The organism is Xanthobacter autotrophicus (genome assembly GCF_030015065.1).
Taxonomy (GTDB): Bacteria; Pseudomonadota; Alphaproteobacteria; order Rhizobiales; family Xanthobacteraceae; genus Xanthobacter; species Xanthobacter autotrophicus_D.
Genome location: NZ_JAIVFN010000026.1, coordinates 1 through 24,827, shown reverse-complemented (window position 1 = coordinate 24,827; position 24,827 = coordinate 1). Strand labels below are relative to the sequence as shown.

Below are 24,827 nucleotides of genomic sequence, written 5' to 3'. Positions count from 1 at the left end.
CCCCGCCATGACCGTGCACCACAAGACCCCCCATGGCTTCAAGGCCGTGTTCCAGACCTTCGACGACCTCGCCGACGGCGCCGCCGGACCCGCGCGGCTCGCCGCGCTGCGGGCCGAACTCGCCCGGCTCGGCGTCGACGGCTATGTGGTGCCGCGCGCCGACGCGCACCAGAACGAATATGTGCCGCCCTGCGAGGAGCGCCTCGCCTTCCTCACCGGCTTCACCGGCTCGGCCGGCACGGTGGTGGTGCTTCAGGACAAGGCCGCCCTGTTCGTGGACGGGCGCTACACCCTCCAGGCCCCGGCCCAGGTGGATACGGGGGCCTTCACGGTGGTGCCCCTCTCCCAGATGCGGCCGGATGCCTGGGTCGAGGCGAACCTGCCCCGCGGGGCGCGGCTCGCCTACGACCCCTGGCGCACCACCATCGACGGCCGCGACAAGCTGGCCAAGGCCGTGGGGGCGGCCGGCGGCATCCTCGCGCCGCTGGACGCCGACCCCTTCACCGCCATCTGGCCCGACCGGCCCGAGCCGCCCCGCGCGCCGGTGCGCCTGCTCGACCTCTCCGTGGCCGGCGAGGACACCGCGGCCAAGCTGAGGCGCGTGCAGGAGAAGCTTGCGGCCGACAAGCTCGACGGGGCGCTGATCTCCGATCCCCACGGCGCGGCCTGGCTGTTCAACATGCGCGGCGGCGACGTGGCCCACACGCCGCTGCCGCTCGCCTGGTGCATCGTGCCGCGCGAAGGGCTGCCCGATCTGTTCCTTGAGCCGCTGAAGCTCTCCCACGAGGTGCGCGCGGCGCTGGCCGGCCACGCCCGCCTCCACGGCACCGGCGACCTCGACACGGTGCTCTCCGCCTTCGCCAAGGACCGTAAGGTCCGCCTGGACCAGGCCACCGCCCCGGTACGGCTCGCCGCCCTCATGGAGGCGGCTGGCGGCATCGTGGACAAGGGCACCGACCCCATCGCCTTGCTGAAGGCCTCCAAGAACCCGGCCGAGATCGCCGGCATGCGCGCCGCCCATGTGCGCGACGGCCTCGCCCTCGTGCGCTTCCTCGCCTGGTTCGACGACGAGGCGCCGAAAGGCCATCTCACCGAGATCGAGGCGGTGGAGGCGCTGGAAACCTTCCGGCGCAGCACCGGAAACCTCACCGACATCTCCTTCCCCACCATTGCGGGGGCGGGGGAGAACGGGGCGATCGTGCATTATCGCGTCACCCGCAAGACCAACCGGGCCATCCATCCCGGCGAACTGTTCCTGCTGGATTCCGGAGCCCAGTATCCGGACGGCACCACCGACATCACCCGCACCCTCGCCGTAGGCACGCCCACGGCCGAGATGCGCCGCCACTACACGCTGGTGCTGAAGGGCCATCTGGCGCTGAGCCGCGCGGTGTTTCCCGATGGCATCACCGGCGCCCAGCTCGATCCTTTGGCGCGGCAGTTCCTGTGGGCGGCGGGGCTCGACTTCGACCACGGCACCGGCCATGGCGTGGGCGCGGGGCTCTCGGTGCACGAAGGGCCGGCGCGCATCTCCCAGCTCGGGCACCTGGCGCTGGCGGAGGGCATGATCCTCTCCAACGAGCCCGGCTACTACCGCACCAGCGCCTACGGCATCCGCATCGAGAATCTCATTCTCGTCGAAAAGCGCGCCGTGGAGGGGGCGGAGAAGCCGTGCCTCGGCTTCTCGACCCTCACCCTCGTGCCCTACGATCGCCGGCTCATCGACCTCTGCCTGCTCGACGGCGCCGAGCGGGCACAGGTGGATGCCTATCACCTGCTGGTGGCGCAGGCGCTTGCCGCCGACCTCGACGAGGCGTCGCGGGACTGGCTGGCGCAGGCCACCGCGCCGCTCTGACCCGCCCGGCCCCGCCGGTCATGTCCCGCTCTGCCCGGGCATGACCGCATGATGGCGCCGGCCCACGGCCGACGCCGGATCGGGCTCACGCCACCTTCTCGATGACCCGGCCCAGCTTGTCCACCAGCTCGCCCACCTGCTCCTTGGTGATGATGAGCGGCGGCGTCACCACCAGCGTGTCGCCGGAGATGCGCATCATCAGGCCGTCCTCGTGGAACGCCCGCTCCAGCGCCTCATAGCCCTTCAGGCCCGGCGTGCCGTCCTTGGGCGCGAGGTCCACGGCCCCCGTGATGCCCACGGTGCGGATATCGAGCACGCCGGGCTTGTCCTTCAGGGTCATCATCGCATCGGCGAAGGAGGGCTCCAGCGCACGGGCATGGGTGAAGATGTGCTCCTTCGCGTAGAGATCGAGGGTTGCAAGGGCCGCCGCGCAGGCCAGCGGATGCGCCGAATAGGTGTAGCCGTGGAACAGCTCGATCACATGCTCCGGGCCCTTCATGAAGGCATCGTAGATGCCCTTGCGCACCAGCACGCCGCCCATGGGCACCGCGCCGGCGGTGACGCCCTTGGCGAAGGTGATCATGTCCGGGATCACGCCATAGCGCTCGGCGGCGAAGGCGTGGCCGAGGCGGCCGAAGCCGGTGATGACCTCGTCGAAGATCAGCAGGATGCCGTATTTGTCGCAGATCTCGCGCAGCCGCTTGAGATAGCCCTTCGGCGCCGGTAGCACGCCGGTGGACCCGCCCATGGGCTCCACGATCACCGCCGCGATGGTCGAGGCGTCGTGCAGGCCGACGATGCGCTCCAGCTCGTCGGCGAAGTGCGCGCCGAAATCGGGCTCGCCCTTGGTAAAGGCCTGGTTCTCCCGATCGTAGGTGGAGCGCAGGTGATCGACGCCGGTGAGCATGGTGCCGAAGGTGCGGCGGTTCGACACGATGCCGCCCACCGAGATGCCGCCGAAGCCCACCCCGTGATAGCCGCGCTCGCGGCCGATGAGGCGGGTGCGGGAGCCGGCGCCGCAGGTCTGGTGGTAGGCGAGCGCGATCTTCAGCGCGGTGTCCACCGCTTCCGAGCCGGAATTGCAGAAGAAGACATGGTCGAGGTCGCCCGGCGCCAGATCGGCGATGCGGTTCGCCAGGCGGAACGCCTGCGGGTGGCCGTACTGGAAGGTGGGAGCGAAATCCAGATCGGTCGCCGCATGCCGGATGGCCTCGACGATGGGCTCGCGGTTATGGCCCGGATTGACGCACCACAGCCCGGCGCAGCCATCGAGAATGGCGCGGCCTTCCGGCGTGTAATAGTGCATGTCCTTGGCGCGGGAGACGAGCCGCGGTCGCTTCTTGAACGAACGGTTGGAGGTAAACGGCATCCAGAACGCGTCAAGATCGTTGGGGACAACGTCCGCCCGCACGCCCGCGCCTTCGGTGACCAGATCATCCAGAGCCATGATGAGACCTTTCCCACGCGCCGGCAGCTCCAGACCAGACATCAGGTGAGGCCCTTAGGTGAGCCTCGATCCCGTGGGCTGCCATTCTTCGGCCGCGTCGGTGGGGAAGCTATCAGCGCTCGTGGCCGCTGGGAACACCGGCACCCGCGGACCACCCCCGCTCCGCCCTCTTGCACGCGCATGTGTTCTGACCGACAAAGGCTCTGACCGTGCGTAAGGATGGTAGTTTGGTAGAGAAAGCTCCAGCGGCTGGCGACCTGCACGCCATCATGGATCTCGACGCACCAGCCCGTGTCGAGACCGCGCCGCCGGCCGGTGACACGACGCAGCTTGTTCGCGCCGCGCTGGAGCGTGTGCTCGCGGCGCCGGACTTCACGGCCTCGCCACGCCTTGCGGCGTTCCTGCGTTTCGTCGTGGAAGCGACCCTTGAGGGGCGCGCCGACGAGATCAAGGGCTACACCATCGCTGTGGAAGCCCTGGGCCGCCCGCCATCCTTCGATCCCCAGTCCGACCCCATCGTCCGCGTGGAGGCGACGCGGCTCCGGCGGGCGCTGGAGCGGTATTACACCACGGCCGGCATCGACGACCCGCTGATCATCGACATCCCCAAGGGTGGCTACGTGCCCCAGTTCCGGCCGCGCTCCGATGCGCCGGCCGAGCCGGAGGCCGCCGCCCCGCCCGAGCCCCGGGCGATGCCGCCGGCGCCTGGCGCGCCGCGCGCCGGGTCCGTCTGGCGTCGACCGGGAGCCTGGATCGGCGCCGCGGCCGCGGCGGTGCTGCTCGTGGCCGGGCTGGCGGCGCTCGCGCCGAAAATCAGCCCGTTCCGGCCCGAGCGCGGGACCGCCATGGCCGACCGCATCCGCCTGCCGGTGGTGGAGGTGCGCGCGTTCGAGGCCTCGGGCGCCGGCGCCCCGCCGCCAACGGAGCTGCGCGCGATCGAGGAGCAGATGCGGGACGCCTTCGCCCGCTTCGATTTCGTCGAGGTGAAGGCCGCCGGCGGCGACCTGAGCGCCACGGGGATCGCCGAGGCCTGCGCCGGACCGCAATCGCGGTCCGTCTTCTCCCTGGCGGGCCTCGCCGAGGGCCGCAACGACGGCACCTTCTCCCTCATCGTGCGACTGACGGACCGCTGCGACGGCTCCATCGTCTGGTCGGCCTCCCTCGACAGCCTAGCGCAGGGCTCCGCCCTTGCGGAAAGCGAGCGACGCGTGGTGCACGACATTTCAGCCGCCGTGATGGAGAGCTACGGGGTCATTCCGGTCCGCGCGCGGGCGCAGGCCCTGGCCAAGGCGCCGAAATCCGGCTACGGCTGCATTGCTTCCGCCTTCGCCTATCTGCGCGGCGATCCCCAGGGCCAGCGCGGCAATGGCGCCGCCTGCCTGGCCGAGCTCACCCGTCAGGAGCCGGATTTCGCCCTCGGCTATGCGGTGCGGGCCACGACGCAGCTCTACGCGACCCTCCACGATGACACCCCCGACCCCACCCCCGCGGAAATGGGGGACGTTCTGGACGAGGCCGAGCGCGCTGCGGAGCTGGCGCCGGCGAGCGCCTATGCGGCGCGCACCCTCGCCCTGGTGCAGCTCTTCGCCGGCGAGCCGAACGATGCCATCGCCACCGCGGAGAAGGCGCTGAAGCTCAATCCTCTCGATTTCGACGTGGCGGCGGCGGTGGCCACCGTGTTCATCGGCGCCGGCCGCGTCGAGGACGGCGAGGCCCTGCTCCTGCGCGCCCGGCGCGAGGGCGCGGTCCGCACACATCTCCAGGATGCTTTCCTGGGCTTTGCCGCCTTCATGCGGGGGGATGCGTTCGCGGCCCAGGCCCTGCTGCCACAGCTCACGCTGCATTCCAACATCGAGAACAAGCTGGCCCTGGCGCTCTGCCTCAACACCCTCGGCCGTGTCAGCGATGAACGGGAGGTGGTGGGCGCCCTGATCCATCGCATGCCCGACGGCGCGGAAGGCGTGCGCCGCCTCGTCCATCGCCTGCTGCCGGCGCAGACGGTGGCCGACAAGGCCCTTGCCGCGCTCGAGACCGCCGGCCTCTCCCGCGAGGCGGTGGCCGGCAAGCCGCCGCGCGGCTAGCCGGGCCTTGACTCGACGCCCGTGATCCCCGCGGGAACGCCACCGGCGGCACCTGATACCTGCGCGCCCAAATGTTAGGCACCGTCCCCCCGGCAGCACCGCATATTCTTGTGTTTGCCTGCCTTGACCGTGCAGTATCGGTAACCACTCTTGCCTAAAACGGCCTAGAGACCCCGCCGCCGGCTTGGTTTAGGTTGAAGCCCGAGCGTTCCATCCCTAGCTTTTTACCTAGAACGCATGCCATGACAGGACTCTCTTCACCCCCCCAGACCGACCGGCGCACCTGCGTTCTGGTCTGTGATCCGGAAACGGACGTGCGCAACATGATGCGTGCCGCGTTCGCCCGGCGCGATGCTTTGCACGTGCTGGAGGCGGAGGACCTTGCGGCAGCCATGCCCCTTGCCGTGCGGTGTTCGGCGGCGCTGCTGGCCGCGGAACATCCCGAGGACGCGACCCGCCGGCTGCGCGCGTCCGGCTTTGCCGGCACGCTGGTGGTGGCGCTGGCGCGAGGCTCCTCGGTGACGGAAGCCGTGGCCGCCATGCGCGCCGGAGCCGACGACGTCGTAATCAAGCCCATCGGTCCCGAGGACGTGGTGGACCGCCTTCTCGCCGCCACGCCGGCCCGCCGGCCGGAGCGGCGGCGGCGCGACCGTCCGCAGCTGCCGCGCAACGGCGACTTCTGCGGCTTTCTCGGCCGCTCGCGCGCCATGCAGGCGGTCTATGCGCAGATCGAGCGTCTTGCCGCATCGCGGGCGCCGGTCTTCGTGACCGGGGAAAGCGGAACCGGAAAGGCGCTCGCGGCCGCCGCCCTGCACATGGCCTCGACGCGGCAGCAGGGCCCCTTCAATGCCCTCAACTGTTCCGCCATCCCCGCCAGCTATATGGAACAGGCGGTGTTCGGCCTGACCGGCCCCGGCGCCATCGAACGCGCCCACGGCGGCACGCTGCTGCTCGACGAGGTGGCGGAGCTGAACGCCGTCACCCAGAGCAAGCTGCTGAACTTCCTGGAGAAAGGTCGCTTCCGCCGGGCCGGCGAGACCGACGAGCGCACCAGCGACGTGCGCCTCGTCTGCGCCACCAGCCGCGATCCGCAGGACGACGTGGCGTCCGGGCGCCTGCGCGAGGACCTTTTCTACCGTCTGAACGTTCTCACATTGTCCCTGCCCCCGCTGCGCGAGCGCGACGACGACGTGATCCTGCTGGCGGAAGCCTTCCTCGCCCGCTTCGCCGGCGAGGAAGGGCGGCCCATTTCGCGGCTTGGCCCCGGCGCCGCCGACGTGCTGCGCGCCCGGCCGTTCCGCGGTAATGTCCGGGAACTTCAGAACCTGATGCGGCGCGCGGTGATTCTCGGCGACGGCGGCGAGCTGGGACCGGAACTGTTCGAGGAGCCCGAGCCGACGCACCACGCCGAAGCACCGAGCCTGCACGCCCATGCCATGCTGTCCGGTTCGGGGCATGGGGGCATGATCGGCCAGGTCGAGCCCTTCGCCATCATTGAGCGGCGGGTGATCGAGGCGGCCATCGCGGCGTTCGACGGCAACATCCCGCTCGCCGCGGCCGCCCTCGACCTCAGCCCCTCGACCCTCTACCGCAAGAAGCTCGCCTGGCAGGAGCGGCGCCGGCTCTCGTGATCCCGGAGACCGGCGCGCCGCTCCCCCTCAGAGGATGAAGCGGCTCAGGTCGGCGTTGCGGGCAAGGTCGGCGACGCGCGAGCGCACGTAGTCCGCATCCACCACCACCGTCTCCCCGGAGCGGTCGGGGGCGGAGAAGGACAGATCGTCCAGCACCCGCTCCATGACCGTCTGGAGCCGCCGGGCGCCGATATTCTCCACATTGGAATTCACCTCCACCGCCGCGTCGGCGATGGCCTCCACCGCGTCGGCGGTGATGGTGAGCGTCACGCCCTCGGTGCCCATGAGCGCCACCGACTGCTTGACGAGGCTCGCCTCGGTCTCGGTGAGGATGCGCACGAAATCGGCCCGCGTCAGCGCCTCCAGCTCCACGCGGATGGGCAGGCGGCCCTGCAGCTCCGGCAGCAGGTCGGAGGGCTTGGAGACGTGGAAGGCGCCGGAGGCGATGAACAGGATGTGGTCGGTCTTCACCGAACCGTGCTTGGTGGAGACCGTGGTGCCCTCGATGAGGGGGAGCAGGTCGCGCTGCACGCCCTCGCGGGAGACGTCGGCGCCCGAGCGGCCCTCGCGGCCGGCGATCTTGTCGATCTCGTCGAGGAAGACGATGCCGTTGTTCTCCACCTGGTGGATGGCATCCTGCACGATGGCGTCCTGGTCGATGAGCTTGTCCGCCTCCTCCGCGAGGAGGAGGGGATGGGCCTCCTTCACGGTGACGCGGCGCGGCTTGGAGCGGCCGCCGAAGGCCTTGCCCAGCATGTCGCCCAGGGATATGGCGCCCATCTGCGCGCCGGGCATGCCGGGGATCTCGAACATGGGCATCCCCTGTCCGCCGCCGCCCTGAACCTCGATCTCCACTTCCTTGTCGTCGAGTTCGCCCGCGCGCAGGCGCTTGCGGAACGATTCGCGGGTAGAGGGCGAAGCGGTGGCGCCCACCAGGGCGTCGAGCACCCGCTCCTCGGCGGCGAGATGGGCCTTCGCCTGCACGTCCTTGCGCCGCGCCTCGCGCACGAGGCCGATGCCCACCTCCACGAGGTCGCGCACGATCTGCTCCACGTCGCGGCCCACATAGCCCACTTCCGTGAACTTGGTGGCTTCCACCTTGAGGAAGGGCGCGCCGGCAAGCCGGGCGAGGCGGCGGGAAATCTCGGTCTTGCCGACGCCGGTGGGGCCGATCATCAGGATGTTCTTGGGCAGCACCTCCTCGCGCAGCTTGTCGTCCAGCTGCTGGCGCCGCCAGCGGTTGCGCAGGGCGATGGCCACCGCCCTCTTCGCCTTGGCCTGGCCGACGATGTGGCGGTCCAGCTCGGAGACGATCTCGCGGGGGGAAAAGTCGCTCATGAAAGGTCGCTCATGGGGTCTGGTGTCTTTGGGGGCGCTGGTGTCTTGGGGACGCGGTCGGTCGCGCCAATGAAAGCGCGGCCGGCGCGTCAGGCGCCGATGGTTTCCACCACGATGTTGCGATTGGTGTAGACGCAGATGTCGGCGGCGATCTCCAGCGAGCGGCGCACGATGGCCTCCGGATCCTCCTCGCGGTCGAGCAGCGCCCGCGCGGCGGCCAGCGCGAACATGCCGCCCGAACCGATGCCGGCCACCCCCGCCTCCGGCTCCAGCACGTCGCCGGTCCCGGTGAGCACCAGCGACACCGAGGCGTCGGCCACGATCATCATGGCTTCCAGCCGGCGCAGGTAGCGGTCGGTGCGCCAGTCCTTGGCGAGTTCCACGGCGGCGCGCTGGAGCTGCCCGGGATATTGCTCCAGCTTGGCTTCCAGGCGCTCGAACAGGGTGAAGGCATCCGCCGTCGCGCCGGCGAAGCCGCCGATCACGTCCCCCCGGCCCAGCCGACGCACCTTGCGGGCGTTGGACTTGAGGACGGTCTGGCCCAGGGTGACCTGTCCGTCGCCCGCGATGGCGACACGGTTGCCCTTGCGGACAGTGACGATGGTGGTGCCGTAAATGGTATCCGGGGAATGCTGCATGAAACGCTCCGCTCGGGCCCTTACTTAGGGCGTTCCGGCGCGGACGCAACCGAGCGGCACCATTCTCGCCAGTCAGCTTCCCTTCAGGAAGGCGCGGACGGTGGTCGCGAAGTTCGCGGGGGCCTCCACCATGGGGCAGTGGCCGCTGTCGAGGATCTCATCCAGCGCCGCGCCGTTGATGCCGTCCGCGATCTCCCGCACCATGTGAGGCGAGAACAGGCGGTCGTCGTCGCAATAGATGGCCAGCGTCGGGGCCGAGATGCGGCCGAGCCGCGCGATGGTGTCCACCTTGGCGCACACGTCGAGCTGGCGCAGGAAGGCGTCCTTCTCCTGGTAGAGCCCGGCATCCAGCGATTGCTGCACTGAAGCAAAGAGTGGGATCTTCTTCAGGGTCTTCATGCCCAGCACGAAGCTGGTGAGCGCCGCGCCGAAGGTCAGCTCATTGTCGAGCTGGAGCCGCAGCTCCCTGAGCAGGCGCAGGATTTCCGTGGTGTAGAGGTCGTTGCGGGCGATGGTGTTGGAGAGCACCAGCCGGTCCACCCGCCCGGGCGCCATCAAGGCGAGCTCCTGGGCGATCATGCCGCCCATGGAATGGCCGATGACGTGCGCCTTCGGGATACCCGCCGCGTCGAGCACGGCGAGGGCGTCCCGCGCCATGTCGGCGGCGTCATACGGCCCCTTGGCGCGCGCGCTCTTGCCGATGTCGCGGTTGTCGAACTCGATGAGGGTGAAGCCCGCGAGCAGCGGCCGCGCCAGCGCCCAGAAGGAGCGCTCGGCGGACAGGCCGGAAATGATGAGGACCGGCGGCCCCTCCCCGCTCACCTGATAGGCGAGTTCGAGCCCGTCATTCTGCGTCGTCGGCATCGGCGCCCCCATGTGCTGGCGCCGGTGCTATGCCACATCCGCCCAGGCGCGGCGAGGGGACGATCGGACGCCGGAAAACGTCATCTCTTCGCCATATGGCGTCGCAGCGAGGTTGCTGATAGAACCCGCGGCCTTGGAGGAGTTCCATGCGCAAGGCCGACATCGTCCGCGAAACCAAGGAGACCCGCGTCGCCCTCACCGTCGATCTCGACGGAACGGGCCGCTCTGCCATCTCCACGGGGATCGGCTTCCTGGACCACATGCTGGACCTTCTGGCCCGGCATGCCCGCTTCGACCTCGACATCAAAGCCGCGGGCGACCTGCACGTGGATTTCCACCACACCACCGAGGATGTGGGCATCGTGCTCGGCCAGGCGGTCAAGAAGGCGCTCGGCGACATGCGCGGCATCACCCGCTACGCCGACGTGCTGCTGCCCATGGACGAGACGCTGACCCGCGTCGCCCTCGACATTTCGGGCCGCCCGTTCCTGGTATTCCGCACCGAATTCGCGGTGCCCAAGATCGGCGAGTTCGACACCGAGCTGGTGCGCGAGTTCTTCCAGGCCTTCGCCTCCAGCGCCGGGGTGACCCTGCATGTGGAGACGCTGTACGGCGTGAACGCCCACCACATCGCGGAAAGCTGCTTCAAGGGCCTTGCCCGGGTGCTGCGGGCGGCGGTGGCGGTGGACCCGGCGGCGGTGGGGGAGATCCCCTCCACCAAGGGCGCGCTGGGAACCTGAGGAGCCGGACGATGGGCATCTGGACGGTCCTGACCAAGCACGTCCCCGGCGAAACGGCGGAGGCGGCGGCCGCCCGCACCGTGTTCGTGCGGGAGAAATTCTCGTGGGCGACGCTGTTCCTCGCGCCGTTCGTGCTGGCGCGCTTTCGCCTGTGGCTGCCGCTCATCGCCTATGTGGCGGTGGTGGTGCTCCTCCAGCTGGCCGAGAGCTTCGGCGGGCTCGCCCGGCCGGTGGGGGACGTGGTGATGGCGGGCTTCCACATCCTCCTCGCCTTCGAGCTGCCGGCCCTGCGCCAGCGCAAGCTCGCGCGGCAGGGCTTCGAGGAGGCCGCCGTGGTGATCGCCCACGATCGGGAAGAGGCGGAGCACCGCTTCTTCGCGGAATGGACCGGGGCCCGCCCCGCGCCCCTGGCACGCGCCGACCTGCCGGCCATCCGCCCCATGGCGCCCCCCGCCTTCGCGGGCGGACAGTCCGGCGTCATCGGCGCCTTTCCGGGAACCTGAGCGATGAGCGTCGCGATCATCGACTATAATTCCGGCAACCTGCACTCCGCCGCCAAGGCCATGGAGCGCGCCGCGCTCGATGTGGGCGCGGAGCGGGTGGTCGTCACCAGCGATCCCGACGTGGTGCGCACCGCCGACCGGGTGGTGCTGCCGGGCGTCGGTGCCTTCGCCGACTGCCGCGCCGGCCTCGACGCCGTCCCCGGCATGGTGGAGGCCATGACCGAGGCCGTGAAGGAACGGGGCCGCCCCTTCCTCGGCATCTGCGTCGGCCTCCAGCTGCTGGCCGAGCGCGGGCTGGAGCACGGCGTGACGGCCGGCCTCGGCTGGATCCGCGGCGAGGTGGAGCGCATCGCCCCGGCCGACCCCGAACTCAAGATCCCGCACATGGGCTGGAACACCCTCCAGACCGCGCGCGAACACCCGCTGCTCGCCGGCATTCACACCGGCGAAAGCGGGCTGCACGCCTATTTCGTGCATTCCTACCACCTCAAGCCGGCGGACGGCATCGACCTCGTCGCCACCACGGACTATGGCAGCACCATCACCGCCATGGTGGCGCGCGACAACGTGGCCGGCACCCAGTTCCATCCCGAGAAGAGCCAGAGGCTGGGCCTCGCGCTCCTCGCGAATTTCCTGAAGTGGCATCCGTGATCCTTTTTCCGGCCATCGACCTCAAGGACGGCCTCGCCGTGCGCCTCGAACAGGGCGACATGGCGCGGGCCACCGTGTTCAACCGCGATCCCGCCGCCCAGGCGGCGGAGTTCGAGACCCTCGGCTTCCGCTATCTCCATCTCGTGGACCTCGACGGCGCCTTCGCCGGCAAGCCGGTCAATGCGGCGGCGGTGGAGCGGATCCTGGAGACCGTCTCCATCCCCGTGCAGCTCGGTGGCGGCATCCGCGACCTCAGGACCGTCGAAGCCTGGCTGGAGAAGGGGGTGACCCGCGTCATCCTCGGCACCGCCGCGGTGCGCGACCCGGACTTCGTGAAGGCGGCCGCGAAGGCCCATCCCGGCCGCATCGTGGTGGGCCTCGACGCCCGCGACGGCCGCGTGGCCGTGGAGGGCTGGGCCGAGACCTCGGACATCGCCGCCGTGGACATCGCCAGGAGGTTCGAGGATGCCGGGGTCACCGCCATCATCTACACCGACATTGCCCGCGACGGCCTGCTCAAGGGGCTGAACCTCGACGCCACCGTGGCGCTGGCCGAGGCGGTGGCGCTGCCGGTGATCGCCTCCGGGGGCCTCGCCTCGCTCGCCGACATCGAGGCGCTGCTCACCCCGCGCGCGCAGAAGCTGGAAGGCGCCATTACCGGCCGCGCCCTCTATGACGGCCGGCTCGATGCCCGCGAGGCGCTGGCGCTGGTGGCGGGACGATAGGTGTGCCATGCTGAAAGTCCGCGTCATCCCCTGCCTCGACGTGAAGGACGGCCGCGTGGTGAAAGGCGTCCAGTTCGTGGACCTGCGCGACGCCGGCGATCCGGTGGAGGCCGCGCGGGCCTATGACCTCGCCGGCGCGGACGAGCTGACCTTCCTCGACATCACCGCCAGCCACGAGAACCGGGGCACCATCCTCGACGTGGTGCGCCGCACCGCCGAGCAGTGCTTCATGCCGCTCACCGTCGGCGGCGGCGTGCGCACCGTGGACGACGTGCGCACCCTGCTCCATGCCGGCGCGGACAAGGTCTCCATCAACACCGCCGCCGTGAACCGCCGCGCCTTCGTGGGCGAGGCGGCGGAGAAGTTCGGCGAGCAGTGCATCGTGGTGGCCATCGACGCCAAGAAGGTGAGCCAAGAGGGCGAGGAGAACCGCTGGGAGATCTTCACCCATGGCGGGCGTACCCCCACCGGCATCGACGCCATCCAGTTCGCCCGCGAAGTTGTGGATCTCGGCGCCGGCGAGATCCTGCTCACCTCCATGGACCGGGACGGCACCGGCCAGGGCTTCGACTGCGCCCTCACCCGCGCGGTGGCGGACGCGGTGCACGTGCCGGTGATCGCCTCCGGCGGCGTCGGCACCCTCGACCATCTGGTGGACGGCATCCGCGAGGGCGGCGCCTCGGCGGTGCTGGCGGCCTCCATCTTCCATTTCGGCACCTTCACCATCCGCGAGGCCAAGGAACGCCTTGCGGAAGCGGGGCTGCCGGTCCGCCTCGACGTCTAGGCCGCGCGCCTTAACGCCTCCTCCCCGCCCTCCGTTTCCGGGCTACCCCTGATGAGCGACAGCTTCACCCTCGCCGACCTCGAAGCCATCGTCGCGGCGCGCGCCTCGGCGGATGCGGGGGCGTCCTATACCCGCTCGCTGCTCGACAAGGGCATCGAGAAATGCGCCCAGAAGCTGGGCGAGGAGGCGGTGGAGACGGTGATTGCCGCCCTTTCCGGCGACGAGAAGGACCTCGTCGCGGAAACCAGCGATCTGCTCTACCATCTGCTCGTGCTGCTGAAGGCGCGCGGGGTGCCGCTGGCCGATGTCCATGCGGAGCTGGCGCGACGCACCGGCCAGTCCGGCCTCGCCGAAAAAGCCGCCCGGCAGCACGGCTGAGCAGAGCACGAGGCACAAGATGGATCGCCGGCTCGACCCAGGCCTCTCGCCCTACCGCACCTTCTCGCGCGCCGAATGGGCCGCGCTGAGGCGGGACACTCCCATGACCCTGCGGCCGGACGAGATCACCCGGCTGGAGGGCCTCGGCGTCCATCTCTCCATGCAGGAGGTGGAGGAGATCTACCTCCCGCTGTCCCGCCTGCTTTCACTTTACGTTGCGGCAACCCAAAAGCTCTTCCGCGCCATGAGCCACTTCCTCGACCAACGCGACAGCGAGGCGAACGGGGATGGCAAGATGCCCTACATCATCGGCGTCGCCGGCTCGGTGGCGGTGGGCAAGTCCACCACCGCCCGCGTGCTCCAGGCGCTTTTGGCGCGCTGGCCCAACACGCCGAAGGTGGATCTCGTCACCACCGACGGCTTCCTCCTGCCCAACGCCATCCTGGAGCGCGAGGGGCTGATGGAGAAGAAGGGCTTCCCCGAGAGCTACGACCTGCCGCTGCTGCTGCGCTTCCTCACCGACATCAAGGCGGGCCGGCGGCCGGTGCGCGCGCCGCTCTACTCCCACTTCTTCTACGACGTGATGCCCGACCAGTATGTGGAGATCGACCGGCCGGACATCCTGATCGTCGAAGGCCTCAACGTGCTTCAGACCACCCGTCCGCCGAAGGACGGCAAGGCCATCCCCTTCGTCTCCGACTTCTTCGACTTCTCCGTCTATATCGACGGCGACGAGGACGTGATCGAGCGCTGGTACGTGGAGCGCTTCATGCGGCTGCGCGCCACCGCCTTCAAGGACCCTTTGTCCTACTTCCACCGCTACTCGCAGCTCACCGAGGACGAGGCGCGCGCCACCGCCTTGTCCATCTGGCGCCGCATCAACCTGCCCAACCTCATGGACAACGTGCTGCCCACCCGCCAGCGCGCCGACCTCATCCTACGCAAGACCGGCGAGCACGAGGTGGCGGAGGTGAGCCTGCGCCGCCTGTAGGGGCGCAGGGCGATTGCCCTGCAACACCAACGATGGGCCTTTGGCCGATGCCGGCAGGGCTCCGCCCCGTCGCCGCGCGGGCTCAATACCTCAGAAGTTGCGCTGGAGACGCACCGCTCCGGACAAGGCATCGGCGGAACCGCCCACCAGGGTGGGAATGGCGCTGCCATTGGCCGCCACCGCGTTGACGATCCCCAAGGGCTGGCGTCCGTCCACGGCGGTGTAAACCGCCTCCACGCCGATATCGAGATTACGCACCGGCGACCAGAAGGTATTCACGCCAGCCTGCCACATGGCGAAGCTCTCCGCCCCGACGATATTGTCGGGCACATCCACGCTCACATAGCCGCCGAACACGGCCGAACGCAGCCCTGGCGTCCAGAAATGCCGGAACTGGGCCTGGACCGCCCACGCCCCCACCATCTCATAGGATCCGCTCGATCCCATGACCGCGTCGGCGAGCGGGTAATAGGCGCCGTTCATCAGTCCGGCGCCGTTGAGCTGGATATAGCCGATGGCTTGCAGGCGATTCTGGTTGCCGGCCGCAAGGCCCGCATAATTGAGGGCGCCGTCGGAATAGTTGGCCTGAAGATAGAGGCTGTCGCCCGCCGCGATGAAGGGCAGCCGGATCTCGGCGTAAGCGCCCAGAGCATATCCCCACTGGCCGGTATCCACGATGCCGGGAATGGCCGCGCCGAGATAGCTGGGCGTCACCGCCATCACCTCGTGCAGGGCTCCAGCCAGTTGCACCAGCCCCCACGCGCCTTCGGCGCGCAGGTTGGCCACCACGTCCGGCGCCTGCTGTCCGCCCTGGTAATTGGCATAGAGCAAGGGGGCGCCGGTGCCGCCGGTCACGAACGGGAAGTCGGACGGCGAGCTCACGCCGGTGATCCTCACGCCCGTGGCCTGGACACCCGTCGTGCGGTTGGCGGCATCCTCGAGGGCGAGCGAGGCGGATAGCCCGTTGCCGAACTCGGCCGTATAGGCCGCCGTGGTGTTCCAGGTGTTCGACCCCGCGAACAATGTCGCGATGGAATAGCCGATGCCCGTGTCGAAGAACGACTGGGTATAGCCGAACGTGAGCCCCCCGAACTGAATGAAGGCGCGTTCCACATAAAGAGCTGCGCCGGGACCCGCCGCCGGACCGGTCTGGGAATCCCATTCCATGCCGCCCCGGAAATAGGAGCGCAGCGTGCCGTAATCGGTCTGCGTCCGCGCATCAATTTCCGCGACGCCGCGCCCCTGGGTGAAATAATCGGCGTCGTGCTTGTCCCGAAACGGAAACGCGAAGGGCGAATAGCCCGGCCCACTGAAGGCAGAGCCCTGCGAGAAGATCGCGGCGACATTCAGGTAGGTGTCCATCCGGGCCCACCCGCCGACCCTCAGGCAGGTATCGGTTCCCGGGATATAGTAGAAACCGGGACCATAGGCGGCGCAGACCTTCACGTGCTCGGCCGGCTGCGCCTTCAGCGGAAGATCGGCGGCGACAGATGTCCACGGCAGCAGCAGCGTGGCGAGGCAAGCAAAGCCGAAGACGCCTTTCGGCGCCGAAGATCCCGTGGACATTCCCCCTCCCCCTCGTTCGGTCTTTCCCCGGACTCATGCCGGGGCGCGCCGCTCTTCCTCCCACCCGCCCGGAAAGCCGCGCCAAGGGAGCGACTGCGGAAGGGAATGCAGAGATGGTCAATGTAGGCGAACAATCCGCGTCGCGCCTAGAGCATGTTTTGTGATTTCCGGCCGGACCTCGGCCGTGGGCATCACGCCCCCTTGGGGCGGAACGCGGCGCACACCGCCGGGTCGGTCTCGATGCGCCGGGCGCCGATGAGGTCGAGGCAATAGGGGATGGCCGGGAACACGGCCGCGAGGCACACCGCGATGGATGCCGGCTTGCCCGGCAGGTTCACGATCAGGGTCCTGCCGCGCACGCCCGCCTCCTGCCGCGACAGGATGGCGGTGGGCACCTCCTGGAGGCTGATGCGGCGCATCTGCTCGCCAAAGCCGGGCAAGGGCTTCTCGATCACCGCCGCCATGGCCTCCGGGGTGAGGTCGCGGGGGGCGGGGCCAGTGCCGCCGGTGGTGCAGATGAGATCGAGGCCCGCAGTGTCGCACATGTCGATCAGGGTATCGCGGACGCTCTCGAAGCCGTCCGGGATGATACGGGCGTCGGCGCTCCAAGGGGTGGTGATGGCATGCCTCAGCCACGCCTCGATGGCCGGGCCCGAAAGATCCGCATAGCCGCCGGAGCTGGCGCGGTCCGAAATGGTGACGATGCCGATGCGTGCAGGTGCCATGGGGTGCGTTCCGGCGGAAAAGGATCGACCTGTGCTGGCGCGACCCGCGCCCAAATGCAAGCCCGCATCCACTCCCGGCCCGTCGGGGGCGCACGCCGCGACCGAGTTGCTCTTTCCGCAGAACTGTATACGTGCAAATATATGTGAAACACGCTTTTTTCTACGGATCTCGCCGTGACGGTGCACCGGAGCATGTCGGACTTCCTAACCACCCGCGAGCTGGCGGCGCTGCTTCGCGTCAAGGAGCGCAAGGTCTACGACCTCGTTGCCGCGGGCAGCCTTCCGGTACGGCGGGTGACCGGCAAGCTCCTGTTTCCGCGCAAGGAAATCGAAAGCTGGATCGGCGGCGCCGGCGAGGCGCGCGCAGCGGAGGACGCGCCTGCGGCGAGCGAGCATTCGCAGCCGCCCCTGATCCTCGCCGGCGGACACGACCCGCTGCTGGAATGGGCGCTGCGCGAGTCACGCTCCGGCATCGCCGCCTTCTTCGATGGCGCACTCGACGGGCTGCAGCGAGCCGAGCGGGGGGAATGCATCGCCGTGGGCCTGCACGTGCCCGAGCCCGATGGCTGGAACGTGGGCGCGGTGGAAGGCCGCTTCCGCCGCGAGCCATGGGTGCTGATCGAGTGGGCGCGACGGGTGCGCGGCCTCATCTACCGGCCGGACATTGCGAGGCCGCCGTCATGCCTGAAGGACGTGCGGGGCCTGCGCTTCCAGTCACGGCAGCCGGAAGCGGGCAGCGAGCTGGTGCTGGACCGCCTCCTGTCCGAGGAAAAGATGAAACGCGCGGACCTGCGCCCGGTGAAGGCCATCGAACGCACGGAAACCGATCTGGCGCTGGCCATCTCAACCGGGCGGGCGGACGTGGGGCTGGGCATCGAGGCGGCCGCGCGCCTGCACAATCTACGCTTCCTGCCGCTGCTGGAGGAGCGGTTCGACCTCCTCGTCTGGCGCAAATCCTATTTCGATCCGCCGTTCCAGAAGCTCGTGACCTTCTGCCACGCGCCGGCCTTCGCCGCCCGCGCCGCGGATCTCGGTGGCTACGACATCTCGGGCTTCGGGACGGTGCGCTACAATTGCTGCTGACAGGCAGGGCCCGCCGGCAGCATTCCGCTCACGATCCCCACCGTTTTACTCCGCGATGACTGATCTTCGACACCCCCGAAACGTCGTCGACCAGAAATACTACCTGTGCATTTTCAGTCGTTTTTTCCCTGTCCGGGAAAAGGCGCGCAATCTCCACATATTGCGGCTCGATTCCCTGGGACGTATCGAGACGCTCAAAGCAAAAGCAACAAACCGAAACGACGAAAGGCAGATCCATGGCCAACACGACGGCGGAGCTCGAAACGCTCCTCTCGCAGCGATCCCTGACCGACCCGCAGCTTCTGGCGGCGGCGGACGCGGCGGCGGACTTCCGCATCCTACCGGGCGCGACGGTGCTCAAGATCGGCGGCCAGAGCGTCATCGACCGCGGCCGCGCCGCAGTGTACCCGCTCATCGACGAGATCGTCGCCGCCCGCAAGACCCACAAGCTGCTGATCGGGACCGGCGCCGGCACCCGCGCCCGGCACCTTTATTCCATCGCGGCGGAGCTGAACCTGCCGGCGGGCGTGCTCGCCCAGCTCGGCGCGTCGGTGGCCGACCAGAACGCCGAGATGCTGGGGCAGCTCCTGGCGAAGCACGGCATCTCCAAGGTGGACGGCGCCGGGCTCTCGGCGGTGCCGCTCTACCTTGCGGAAGTCAACGCCGTCGTGTTCGGCGGAATGCCACCCTACTCGCTGTGGACGCGCCCCGCCGCCGAGGGCGTCATCCCGCCCTACCGCACCGACGCCGGCTGCTTCCTTTTGGCCGAGCAGTTCGGCTGCAAGGCGATGATCTTCGTGAAGGACGAGGACGGCCTCTACACCGCCAACCCGAAGACGGACAAGAACGCCACCTTCATCCCCAAAATCTCGGTGGACGAGATGCTGGCGCGGGGCCTCGCCGACTCGATCCTCGAGTTCCCGATGCTCGACCTGCTCAAGAAGGCCCGCCATGTGCGCGAGGTGCAGGTCGTGAACGGCCTCATCCCCGGCAATCTGACCCGCGCGCTCGCCGGCGAGCATGTCGGCACCATCATCACCGCGAGCTGAAAAAGAACGGCCATGTCTGATACCACCAACGACATCAAGCACGTCGCCTCGCCCCTCGCGCGCCAGACCCTCCTCGACGGCCAGCTCACCCGCCCCGTCGCCGGGGTGCGTCCGATCCGCCTCCTGCCCTGGCTGCAGGTGGTGAAGATCGGCGGCCGATCCATCATGGATCGCGGCCCGAAGGCGATCCTCCCCATCGTGGACGAGATCCGCAAGCTGCTGCCGGAGCACCGCCTGCTCATCCTCACCGGCGCCGGCATCCGCGCCCGCCACCTCTATGGCGTCGGCCTCGACCTCGGCCTGCCGGTGGGCTCGCTCGCCCCGCTCGCCGCCAGCGAGGCCGGCCAGAACGGCCATATCCTGGCCTCGCTTCTGGCGCCGGAAGGCGTCTCCTACGTGGAGCACCCGACCATCGCGAGCCAGCTCGCCATCCACCTGTCCGCCGCCCGCGCCGTGGTGGGCAGCGCCTTTCCGCCCTACCACCACCACGAATTCCCGGGCTCGCGCATCCCGGTCCACCGGGCCGATACCGGCGCCTTCCTGCTGGCCGATGCGATGGGCGCGGCGGGCCTGACCATCGTGGAGGACGTGGACGGCGTCTATTCCGCCGATCCGAACGGCCCCGAGGGCGCGGCAGCGAAGTTCCTGCCCGAGGTCAGCGCCGCCGACCTCGCCACCGGCGAAGGCACGCTGCCTTTCGACCGCGCGCTTCTCGATGTGATGGCCACCGCGCGCCACATCGAGCGGGTGCAGGTGGTGAACGGCCTGGTACCGGGCCGGCTCACCTCTGCCCTGCGCGGCGAGCATGTGGGCACCATCGTCCACACCGGCGCCCGCCGCAACTGAGCGCAGGCACGCCCTTTCCCAGGGCCGGAGCCGATCAGGCTGGGTCAGCCTGATCGGCGAGCCTGTCGCTCAACGGCAAGAGCACGCGATCTGATCTGATCGCGCTCTAAAAAGCGCGGCCGATAATTCGCCCCGCGCTCCCCTGCGCGTCGTCATGCCCGGCCTTGCGACGAGGGGTGACGGGCGTCTGCCATGCGTGCTTGGACCTGCGACGCGCACGAGCCTTCCCGGACAGGAAGCCCCGATCCGCGCCAGCGTTCCATTGCCGGCCGGATGATGCCGGCCGGATGAGCCCCCGAAAGCTCAAGCGGCTTCCAGCGGCGGAACGTCGAGGGCGCGGAAGATGGCGCAGCGACGGAACGCGTCAATGGTGGGCGGCTCGTTCTTCTGGGAGCAATATTTCGCCACCAGCTTGGCGAGGCCCTTGATGTCGCGCCCGGAGGTCTCCGGGAACATCACCACCAGCTTGCCGATCAGCTCGTCGGTGAGGGCGAGGCCGAACTGGTCCGCCATCACCCGCCAGATCTTGCGCCGGTCGTCCGGGCCAGGCGAATGGTATTTGATGAGCGCGATGCAGCGCGAGATGATGGCCTCGTCGATGTCGTCCACCCGGTTGGTGGTGAGGAAGAGCAGGCCATTGAAGTATTCGAGCACGCGCAGGAACACGCCCACCACCGCGTTCATGGTGAGGTTGTCCTGCCGGCGCTTGATGTAGACGTCCGCCTCGTCGATGAGCATCACCGCGCCCCAGCGCTGGGCGCGGGTGAGGGCATCCTTCAGCGCCTGCTCCATGTGCGCCACGTCGAGGCCGAGCTGGCCGGAATGCACGCGGTAGAGCGGGCGCTGGATGATCTCCGAATAGACCTCGGCGGTCAGCGTCTTGCCGACGCCGGGCGGGCCGGCGCACAAGACCGTGGTGCCGCCGGACTTGCCCGCCACCACGTCGTCCATGAGCGTGTTCATCTCGGCGGTGAGGATGTCGATCAGGTCGGTCTGCTCGGGGGGCAGCACCAGCTTCTGTTTCAGCTCGGGGTGGTATTCGTAGGGACGGATGTCGTCCACGTGCACCCAGACGTGGTGGTGCAACTCCAGGTGGAACATGAGGATCAGGGGATGCACCGGCATGTCGGTGAACGAGCCCTTGCGGACGTTCGCCTGCGCCGCCTTCAGCGCCTCGTCCACCGCCATGTGGAAGAGGTTCTGCTTGTCCGCCTTCTTCACGATCTTGTCGAGAAAGAAGCCCGAGGTCTCGTTGCCCAGGGTGCGCTCGCCCAGCAGTTCCTCGTCGTTCACGAGGCGCGCCTCGGAGCCCGAGGAGGACAGGACGATGACGGACTTGCGGGCCCAGTCGGTGTCGCGGCGGTTGGCGGTGGGGTCCTCGGCGAAGATGCCGGTGCCGGTAGCGGAAAACTGGTGGCCGTAGCGCGCGCGCCACTCGAAATAGCGCACCATCTGGTCGTCGAAGGAGGCGAGCAGCCCCTCGTCCTCCATCAGCCAGCCCTTGGCCGCCAGCGTACCGGGAATGGTGAGGCCGCGCAGGTCCTTGGAGCGGATCAGCAAATTCTCCACATGGATCTTGCCGCGATTGTTGGCCTTCAGCTCGATGATGACGCGGCCGGCCTCTTCCTCGCCGGGGGGCGTGTAGTCGAGCCGGGTGATGAGGTAGGGCTCCGGCTTGCCGCCGGGATTCATGCGGAACAGCCAGCCGCGGATGGAGGCATTCACGAAATAGAGGGCGAGCTCGCCCGCGAGGTCTTCCAGCTCCTCCGGCGCGAAGCGCCGGCCCTCGTCCTTGAACACGCCGACGAGGTTGGCGAGCTGCTCCTCCTGCCCGCGCACGGCGGTGCCGCCATTCTTCAGCACCAAATCATGCAGATGCGCCAGCTCGTCGGGCTTGAGCGTGTCGAGCCCCAGTTCCATGCGGCTCGAAAGGCGCGGCTGGGCCAGAAGGTGCGCCTGATCGGGAAAGGCTTCGACGAGGGATTCGACGACCAGACGTTCGACGATGAGCTTCATGACCGCCTCACGGTGACGAACGATGTCCGGGTTCCGACAAAAACAGTCGGGCTGTGACAACCCCTGGCATCGAACGAGGGTTTGAAGCGGCCATAGCAAGAACGGGGCCGGGGTCTCCCGGCCGAGCGCCGCCGCGCCCTCCGGGACGCTCCCGGACTGCCCGGACTTGTCCCGGAAGCCTGCTGTTCCCGAGTCCCGGCTTCCGGGAACCGAAGTCGGCAACAGCCGACTTCGGGCACACCGCCGGGGCATGACGAGCCTATGGGACACAAGCGCCTGCGGCGGACTCCTCGCTGGAGCCCGGCTCTCCTTCCGCTCACGCGTCAGTCGGCCCGGGCACGAGCCCCCTACCCCAGCCAGATGCCCAGCAATGCGGCGGCGATGACCCACAGCGCGAGATTGCCCCAGAAGGCGCGCTTGGCCTCGGCCCGGCCGATGCCCTCCAGGGACGCGGGCGACAGGCTCAGCCCGTCCCGCGTCGCCACGTCGAGCTGCTCCATCACCCGCGCGGTGCGGGTGAGGAGCCCCGGCACGGTGGTGGCGAAATGGGCCATCTCGGAAAGCCCGCCGCCGGCACGTTGGAGCTGGCCCACCGGGCCGAGATTGCCGGCGATCCAGTCCTCCACCACGGGCCGCGCCGTCTTCCACATGTCGAGCTGCGGATCGAGGGAGCGGGCTACGCCCTCCACCACCACCATGGTCTTCTGCAAGAGCAGCAGCTCGGGCCGCGTCTGCATGTCGAACAAAGCGGTCACCTCCAGCAGCAGGGCGAGCAGGCGCGCCATGGAGATCTGGTCGGCGGTGCGCGAGTGGATGGGCTCGCCGATGGCGCGGATGGCGAGGGCGAAATCGTCCACGGAATGATGCAGCGGCACGTAGCCGGCCTCGAAATGCACTTCCGCCGTGCGCCGCCAGTTGCGGGTGATGAAGCCGTACAGGATCTCGGCGAGGAAGCGCCGCTCCTTCAGGCCGAGCCGGCCCATGATGCCGCAATCCACGATGACGAGGCGGCCCTGCGCGTCCACGAACAGGTTGCCCGGATGCATGTCGGCGTGGAAGAAGCCGTCGCGCATGGCCTGCTTCAGGAACGACTGCATGACGACGCGGGCGATCTCCTTCAGGTCGTGCCCGGCCGCGATGAGCGCCTCCTTGTCGGAGAGCTTGATGCCGTCGATCCATTCGGTGGTGAGCACCTCGCGCCCGGAGCGGTCCCAGTCCACGCGGGGGACATGGATCTCCTTGTCCTGGCTTGTGTTCTCCGCCAGCTCCGCATAGGCGGCGGCCTCGAGGCGCAGGTCCATCTCCATGGACACCGAGCGGGCCAGCGTATCCACCACCGTCTCCAGCCGCAGCCGCCGGGCCTCGGCCACGTTCTGCTCGGCGAAGCGGGCGATGCGGCGGAACGAGCCCATGTCGGAGGAGAAGCGCCGCTCCACGCCGGGCCGCAGGATCTTCACCGCCACCTGATGGCGCGCGCCGTCCTTGTCCGCCACCTCCCCCTTGTGCACCTCAGCGATAGAGGCGGCGGCCACCGCCGGGCCGAACGCCGCATAGACCTCGCCCACCGGTCGCTCGAAGGCATCGGCGACGGTGGCCTCCGCCACCTCCTGCCCGATGATGGGCATGCGGTCCTGCAGCACCTCCAGGTCGCGGGCGACGGAGGCGCCCACCACGTCGGGCCGGGTGGCAAGGAACTGGCCGAGCTTCACATAGGACGGGCCGAGCCGGGACAGGGCCGCCGAGAAGCGCGCCGGGCGGCTGCCGGCATCCTTGCGGGCGATCAGCCGGGCGATGCGCAGCAGCGGGCGCGCCAGAGGCGGCGCCGCGGCCGGGGAGATGAGGGAGAGCACGCCCTCGCGGGCGAGCACGTAGCCGGCGCGGGCGAGCCGCGTCGCGTCGGCGGCGAGGAAGAAGATCATGGTCAAATGCCGCGCGCCATCAGATGCGCCAGCCCCAGTGCAGGGCCACCACGCCACCGGTCATGCGCGTGAAGTCCACGCGGGAGAAGCCGGCATCGCGCATCATGCGGGCGAACACGTCGGCGTTGGGGAAGCGGCGGATGGATTCCACCAGATATTGGTAGGGTTCCGCATCCCCGGCGACCCGCTTGCCGAGCTCGGGGATGACCTTGAAGGAATAGGTCTCGTAGATCTTGTCCAGGAACGGCACGTCCACCTTGGAGAATTCCAGCACGAAGGCGCGGCCGCCGGGCTTCAGCACCCGCCGCATCTCGGTGAGCGCGAGCGGGATGCGCGGCACATTGCGGATGCCAAAGGCGATGGTGACCGCATCGAACGAGCGGTCGGGGAAGGGCAACGCCTCGGCATTGGCTTCGGTGAAGGTGACCTTGTCGCCGAGGCCGCGCTTGTCCGCCCGCTCGCGGCCCACCGCCAGCATCTCGGCGTTGATGTCGGCCACGGTGGCACGGGTGCCCTCGCCGCCCGCCTTCACCACACGGAACGACACGTCGCCGGTGCCGCCGGCCAGATCCAGCAGCTCGAACGGCCGCGCCCCCTGGGGCGGGCGCACCTTGGAGACCAGCGCGTCCTTCCACACCCGGTGGAGACCGCCGGACATGAAATCGTTCATGATGTCGTAGCGGCGCGCCACCTTGTGGAACACGTCGTCCACCAGCGACTGCTTCTCGGTGAGCGGAACCGTGCGGAAGCCGAAATGGGTCTCGGTCCGGGCCTCGCCGGCGCCGGGCTCGCGATTCGGGTCCGTCGTCGGGTCCGTATTCGGGTCCGTCATGGGGATCTGGCCGCACGCTGTTGTTTCGGGCCGGGACCTTATCGGATGATCCGGGCGGGCGCCATAAAGGGAAGCGTCGCGGGCGTGGGGCCGTTTGAAACGGGGCGCGATTGTCCCCTTCCCTTCGCAAGGCTCCCCTTCTTCCGCTTGCGGGGAGGGTGGGGG

The 24,827-nt window shown here is 69.1% G+C and carries 22 protein-coding genes; 13 read left to right on the top strand and 9 right to left on the bottom strand.

Annotated elements, in window-relative coordinates; translation table 11 throughout:
* Positions 1-7: 7 nt before the first annotated feature.
* Positions 8-1,855: an aminopeptidase P family protein gene (locus K9U40_RS07785; RefSeq protein WP_282889646.1), complete on the top strand. Its 1,848-nt coding sequence runs from the start codon at positions 8-10 to the stop codon at positions 1,853-1,855.
* Between the two features lie 85 nt (positions 1,856-1,940).
* Here the strand turns inward: K9U40_RS07785 and K9U40_RS07780 are convergent, their stop codons facing one another.
* On the bottom strand, positions 1,941-3,302 hold the full coding sequence (locus K9U40_RS07780; protein ID WP_282889645.1) for an aspartate aminotransferase family protein: 1,362 nt from the start codon (positions 3,300-3,302) through the stop codon (positions 1,941-1,943).
* A 227-nt stretch (positions 3,303-3,529) separates the two neighbouring features.
* Between K9U40_RS07780 and K9U40_RS07775 the strand changes: the two genes are divergently transcribed.
* Both K9U40_RS07775 and K9U40_RS07770 read left to right on the top strand, forming a co-directional pair.
* The gene (locus K9U40_RS07775) at positions 3,530-5,383 is read left to right on the top strand and encodes a hypothetical protein (RefSeq protein ID WP_282889644.1); all 1,854 of its coding nucleotides are present in this window, start codon (positions 3,530-3,532) and stop codon (positions 5,381-5,383) included.
* A gap of 242 nt (positions 5,384-5,625) precedes the next feature.
* Positions 5,626-7,014, top strand: coding sequence for a sigma-54-dependent transcriptional regulator (locus tag K9U40_RS07770; protein ID WP_282889643.1), 1,389 nt, complete (start codon positions 5,626-5,628; stop codon positions 7,012-7,014).
* A 27-nt stretch (positions 7,015-7,041) separates the two neighbouring features.
* Here the strand turns inward: K9U40_RS07770 and hslU are convergent, their stop codons facing one another.
* The 3 genes from hslU to K9U40_RS07755 form a co-directional block, all read right to left on the bottom strand.
* Entirely contained in the window at positions 7,042-8,352 is a 1,311-nt protein-coding gene (gene hslU / locus K9U40_RS07765; RefSeq protein WP_282889642.1) for an ATP-dependent protease ATPase subunit HslU, read from the bottom strand.
* A gap of 89 nt (positions 8,353-8,441) precedes the next feature.
* A complete protein-coding gene (hslV, locus tag K9U40_RS07760; RefSeq protein WP_282889641.1) occupies positions 8,442-8,990 on the bottom strand; it encodes an ATP-dependent protease subunit HslV in 549 nt (182 codons plus the stop codon).
* Between the two features lie 72 nt (positions 8,991-9,062).
* The gene (locus K9U40_RS07755) at positions 9,063-9,854 is read right to left on the bottom strand and encodes an alpha/beta fold hydrolase (RefSeq protein WP_282889640.1); all 792 of its coding nucleotides are present in this window, start codon (positions 9,852-9,854) and stop codon (positions 9,063-9,065) included.
* A 146-nt stretch (positions 9,855-10,000) separates the two neighbouring features.
* Here K9U40_RS07755 and hisB point away from each other — a divergent pair, with 146 nt between their 5' ends.
* From hisB to coaA, 7 genes are read left to right on the top strand one after another with little or no spacing between them, the layout of a single operon-like run.
* Positions 10,001-10,594 (top strand): imidazoleglycerol-phosphate dehydratase HisB, encoded by a 594-nt coding sequence (gene hisB, locus K9U40_RS07750; protein WP_282889639.1) that lies wholly within the window; start codon positions 10,001-10,003, stop codon positions 10,592-10,594.
* A gap of 11 nt (positions 10,595-10,605) precedes the next feature.
* On the top strand, positions 10,606-11,097 hold the full coding sequence (locus K9U40_RS07745; RefSeq protein WP_282889638.1) for a DUF2628 domain-containing protein: 492 nt from the start codon (positions 10,606-10,608) through the stop codon (positions 11,095-11,097).
* A 3-nt stretch (positions 11,098-11,100) separates the two neighbouring features.
* Entirely contained in the window at positions 11,101-11,748 is a 648-nt protein-coding gene (gene hisH, locus K9U40_RS07740; protein ID WP_282889637.1) for an imidazole glycerol phosphate synthase subunit HisH, read from the top strand.
* The gene (gene hisA, locus K9U40_RS07735; protein ID WP_282889636.1) at positions 11,736-12,473 is read left to right on the top strand and encodes a 1-(5-phosphoribosyl)-5-[(5-phosphoribosylamino)methylideneamino]imidazole-4-carboxamide isomerase; all 738 of its coding nucleotides are present in this window, start codon (positions 11,736-11,738) and stop codon (positions 12,471-12,473) included. The genes hisH and hisA overlap by 13 nt, the downstream gene beginning before the upstream one ends.
* 7 nt (positions 12,474-12,480) lie before the next feature.
* On the top strand, positions 12,481-13,257 hold the full coding sequence (hisF, locus tag K9U40_RS07730; RefSeq protein ID WP_282889635.1) for an imidazole glycerol phosphate synthase subunit HisF: 777 nt from the start codon (positions 12,481-12,483) through the stop codon (positions 13,255-13,257).
* Positions 13,258-13,308: 51 nt separating this feature from the next.
* The gene (locus tag K9U40_RS07725) at positions 13,309-13,635 is read left to right on the top strand and encodes a phosphoribosyl-ATP diphosphatase (RefSeq protein WP_282889634.1); all 327 of its coding nucleotides are present in this window, start codon (positions 13,309-13,311) and stop codon (positions 13,633-13,635) included.
* A gap of 19 nt (positions 13,636-13,654) precedes the next feature.
* Entirely contained in the window at positions 13,655-14,626 is a 972-nt protein-coding gene (coaA, locus tag K9U40_RS07720) for a type I pantothenate kinase (protein ID WP_282889633.1), read from the top strand.
* Positions 14,627-14,716: 90 nt separating this feature from the next.
* Here coaA and K9U40_RS07715 read toward each other — a convergent pair whose 3' ends face one another.
* Together K9U40_RS07715 and mog are read right to left on the bottom strand one after the other, a co-directional pair.
* Complete coding sequence (locus K9U40_RS07715) at positions 14,717-16,192, bottom strand: porin (RefSeq protein ID WP_282889632.1); 1,476 nt, start codon at positions 16,190-16,192, stop codon at positions 14,717-14,719.
* Between the two features lie 191 nt (positions 16,193-16,383).
* Positions 16,384-16,917, bottom strand: a complete 534-nt coding sequence (gene mog, locus K9U40_RS07710) for a molybdopterin adenylyltransferase (RefSeq protein WP_282889631.1) — start codon at positions 16,915-16,917, stop codon at positions 16,384-16,386.
* A 192-nt stretch (positions 16,918-17,109) separates the two neighbouring features.
* Here mog and K9U40_RS07705 point away from each other — a divergent pair, with 192 nt between their 5' ends.
* From K9U40_RS07705 to K9U40_RS07695, 3 genes are all read left to right on the top strand, one after another.
* Positions 17,110-18,000, top strand: a complete 891-nt coding sequence (locus K9U40_RS07705) for a helix-turn-helix transcriptional regulator (RefSeq protein WP_282889630.1) — start codon at positions 17,110-17,112, stop codon at positions 17,998-18,000.
* A gap of 236 nt (positions 18,001-18,236) precedes the next feature.
* Positions 18,237-19,049: a uridine kinase gene (locus K9U40_RS07700; protein WP_282889629.1), complete on the top strand. Its 813-nt coding sequence runs from the start codon at positions 18,237-18,239 to the stop codon at positions 19,047-19,049.
* 12 nt (positions 19,050-19,061) lie between these two features.
* Positions 19,062-19,895 carry a molybdenum storage protein subunit alpha gene (locus K9U40_RS07695; protein WP_282889628.1) on the top strand — a complete coding sequence of 278 codons (834 nt, stop codon included), beginning with the start codon at positions 19,062-19,064 and terminating at the stop codon, positions 19,893-19,895.
* Between the two features lie 303 nt (positions 19,896-20,198).
* On the opposite strand, the gene K9U40_RS07690 is transcribed toward K9U40_RS07695, so the two are convergent.
* The 3 genes from K9U40_RS07690 to ubiE all read right to left on the bottom strand — a co-directional run bounded on the left by K9U40_RS07690 (position 20,199) and on the right by ubiE (position 24,662).
* Positions 20,199-21,911 (bottom strand): AAA family ATPase, encoded by a 1,713-nt coding sequence (locus K9U40_RS07690; protein ID WP_282889627.1) that lies wholly within the window; start codon positions 21,909-21,911, stop codon positions 20,199-20,201.
* 347 nt (positions 21,912-22,258) lie between these two features.
* Positions 22,259-23,830 carry a 2-polyprenylphenol 6-hydroxylase gene (gene ubiB, locus K9U40_RS07685; protein ID WP_282889662.1) on the bottom strand — a complete coding sequence of 524 codons (1,572 nt, stop codon included), beginning with the start codon at positions 23,828-23,830 and terminating at the stop codon, positions 22,259-22,261.
* Positions 23,831-23,849: 19 nt separating this feature from the next.
* Positions 23,850-24,662, bottom strand: coding sequence for a bifunctional demethylmenaquinone methyltransferase/2-methoxy-6-polyprenyl-1,4-benzoquinol methylase UbiE (gene ubiE, locus K9U40_RS07680; RefSeq protein ID WP_282889626.1), 813 nt, complete (start codon positions 24,660-24,662; stop codon positions 23,850-23,852).
* Positions 24,663-24,827: the final 165 nt, after the last annotated feature.

Excerpts from the sequence above, each read along its gene's own strand:
- K9U40_RS07700 (WP_282889629.1), top strand. The coding sequence starts at position 18,237 with ATGGCCAACACGACGGCGGAGCTCGAAACGCTCCTCTCGCAGCGATCC.
- K9U40_RS07725 (WP_282889634.1), top strand. The coding sequence starts at position 13,309 with ATGAGCGACAGCTTCACCCTCGCCGACCTCGAAGCCATCGTCGCGGCG.
- K9U40_RS07715 (WP_282889632.1), bottom strand. The coding sequence starts at position 16,192 with ATGTCCACGGGATCTTCGGCGCCGAAAGGCGTCTTCGGCTTTGCTTGC.
- K9U40_RS07705 (WP_282889630.1), top strand. The coding sequence starts at position 17,110 with ATGTCGGACTTCCTAACCACCCGCGAGCTGGCGGCGCTGCTTCGCGTC.
- K9U40_RS07755 (WP_282889640.1), bottom strand. The coding sequence starts at position 9,854 with ATGCCGACGACGCAGAATGACGGGCTCGAACTCGCCTATCAGGTGAGC.
- K9U40_RS07745 (WP_282889638.1), top strand. The coding sequence starts at position 10,606 with ATGGGCATCTGGACGGTCCTGACCAAGCACGTCCCCGGCGAAACGGCG.
- K9U40_RS07695 (WP_282889628.1), top strand. The coding sequence starts at position 19,062 with ATGTCTGATACCACCAACGACATCAAGCACGTCGCCTCGCCCCTCGCG.
- K9U40_RS07690 (WP_282889627.1), bottom strand. The coding sequence starts at position 21,911 with ATGAAGCTCATCGTCGAACGTCTGGTCGTCGAATCCCTCGTCGAAGCC.
- ubiE (WP_282889626.1), bottom strand. The coding sequence starts at position 24,662 with ATGACGGACCCGAATACGGACCCGACGACGGACCCGAATCGCGAGCCC.
- hisH (WP_282889637.1), top strand. The coding sequence starts at position 11,101 with ATGAGCGTCGCGATCATCGACTATAATTCCGGCAACCTGCACTCCGCC.
- K9U40_RS07785 (WP_282889646.1), top strand. The coding sequence starts at position 8 with ATGACCGTGCACCACAAGACCCCCCATGGCTTCAAGGCCGTGTTCCAG.
- coaA (WP_282889633.1), top strand. The coding sequence starts at position 13,655 with ATGGATCGCCGGCTCGACCCAGGCCTCTCGCCCTACCGCACCTTCTCG.
- hisF (WP_282889635.1), top strand. The coding sequence starts at position 12,481 with ATGCTGAAAGTCCGCGTCATCCCCTGCCTCGACGTGAAGGACGGCCGC.
- ubiB (WP_282889662.1), bottom strand. The coding sequence starts at position 23,830 with ATGATCTTCTTCCTCGCCGCCGACGCGACGCGGCTCGCCCGCGCCGGC.
- K9U40_RS07770 (WP_282889643.1), top strand. The coding sequence starts at position 5,626 with ATGACAGGACTCTCTTCACCCCCCCAGACCGACCGGCGCACCTGCGTT.
- hslU (WP_282889642.1), bottom strand. The coding sequence starts at position 8,352 with ATGAGCGACTTTTCCCCCCGCGAGATCGTCTCCGAGCTGGACCGCCAC.
- hisB (WP_282889639.1), top strand. The coding sequence starts at position 10,001 with ATGCGCAAGGCCGACATCGTCCGCGAAACCAAGGAGACCCGCGTCGCC.
- hslV (WP_282889641.1), bottom strand. The coding sequence starts at position 8,990 with ATGCAGCATTCCCCGGATACCATTTACGGCACCACCATCGTCACTGTC.
- mog (WP_282889631.1), bottom strand. The coding sequence starts at position 16,917 with ATGGCACCTGCACGCATCGGCATCGTCACCATTTCGGACCGCGCCAGC.
- K9U40_RS07780 (WP_282889645.1), bottom strand. The coding sequence starts at position 3,302 with ATGGCTCTGGATGATCTGGTCACCGAAGGCGCGGGCGTGCGGGCGGAC.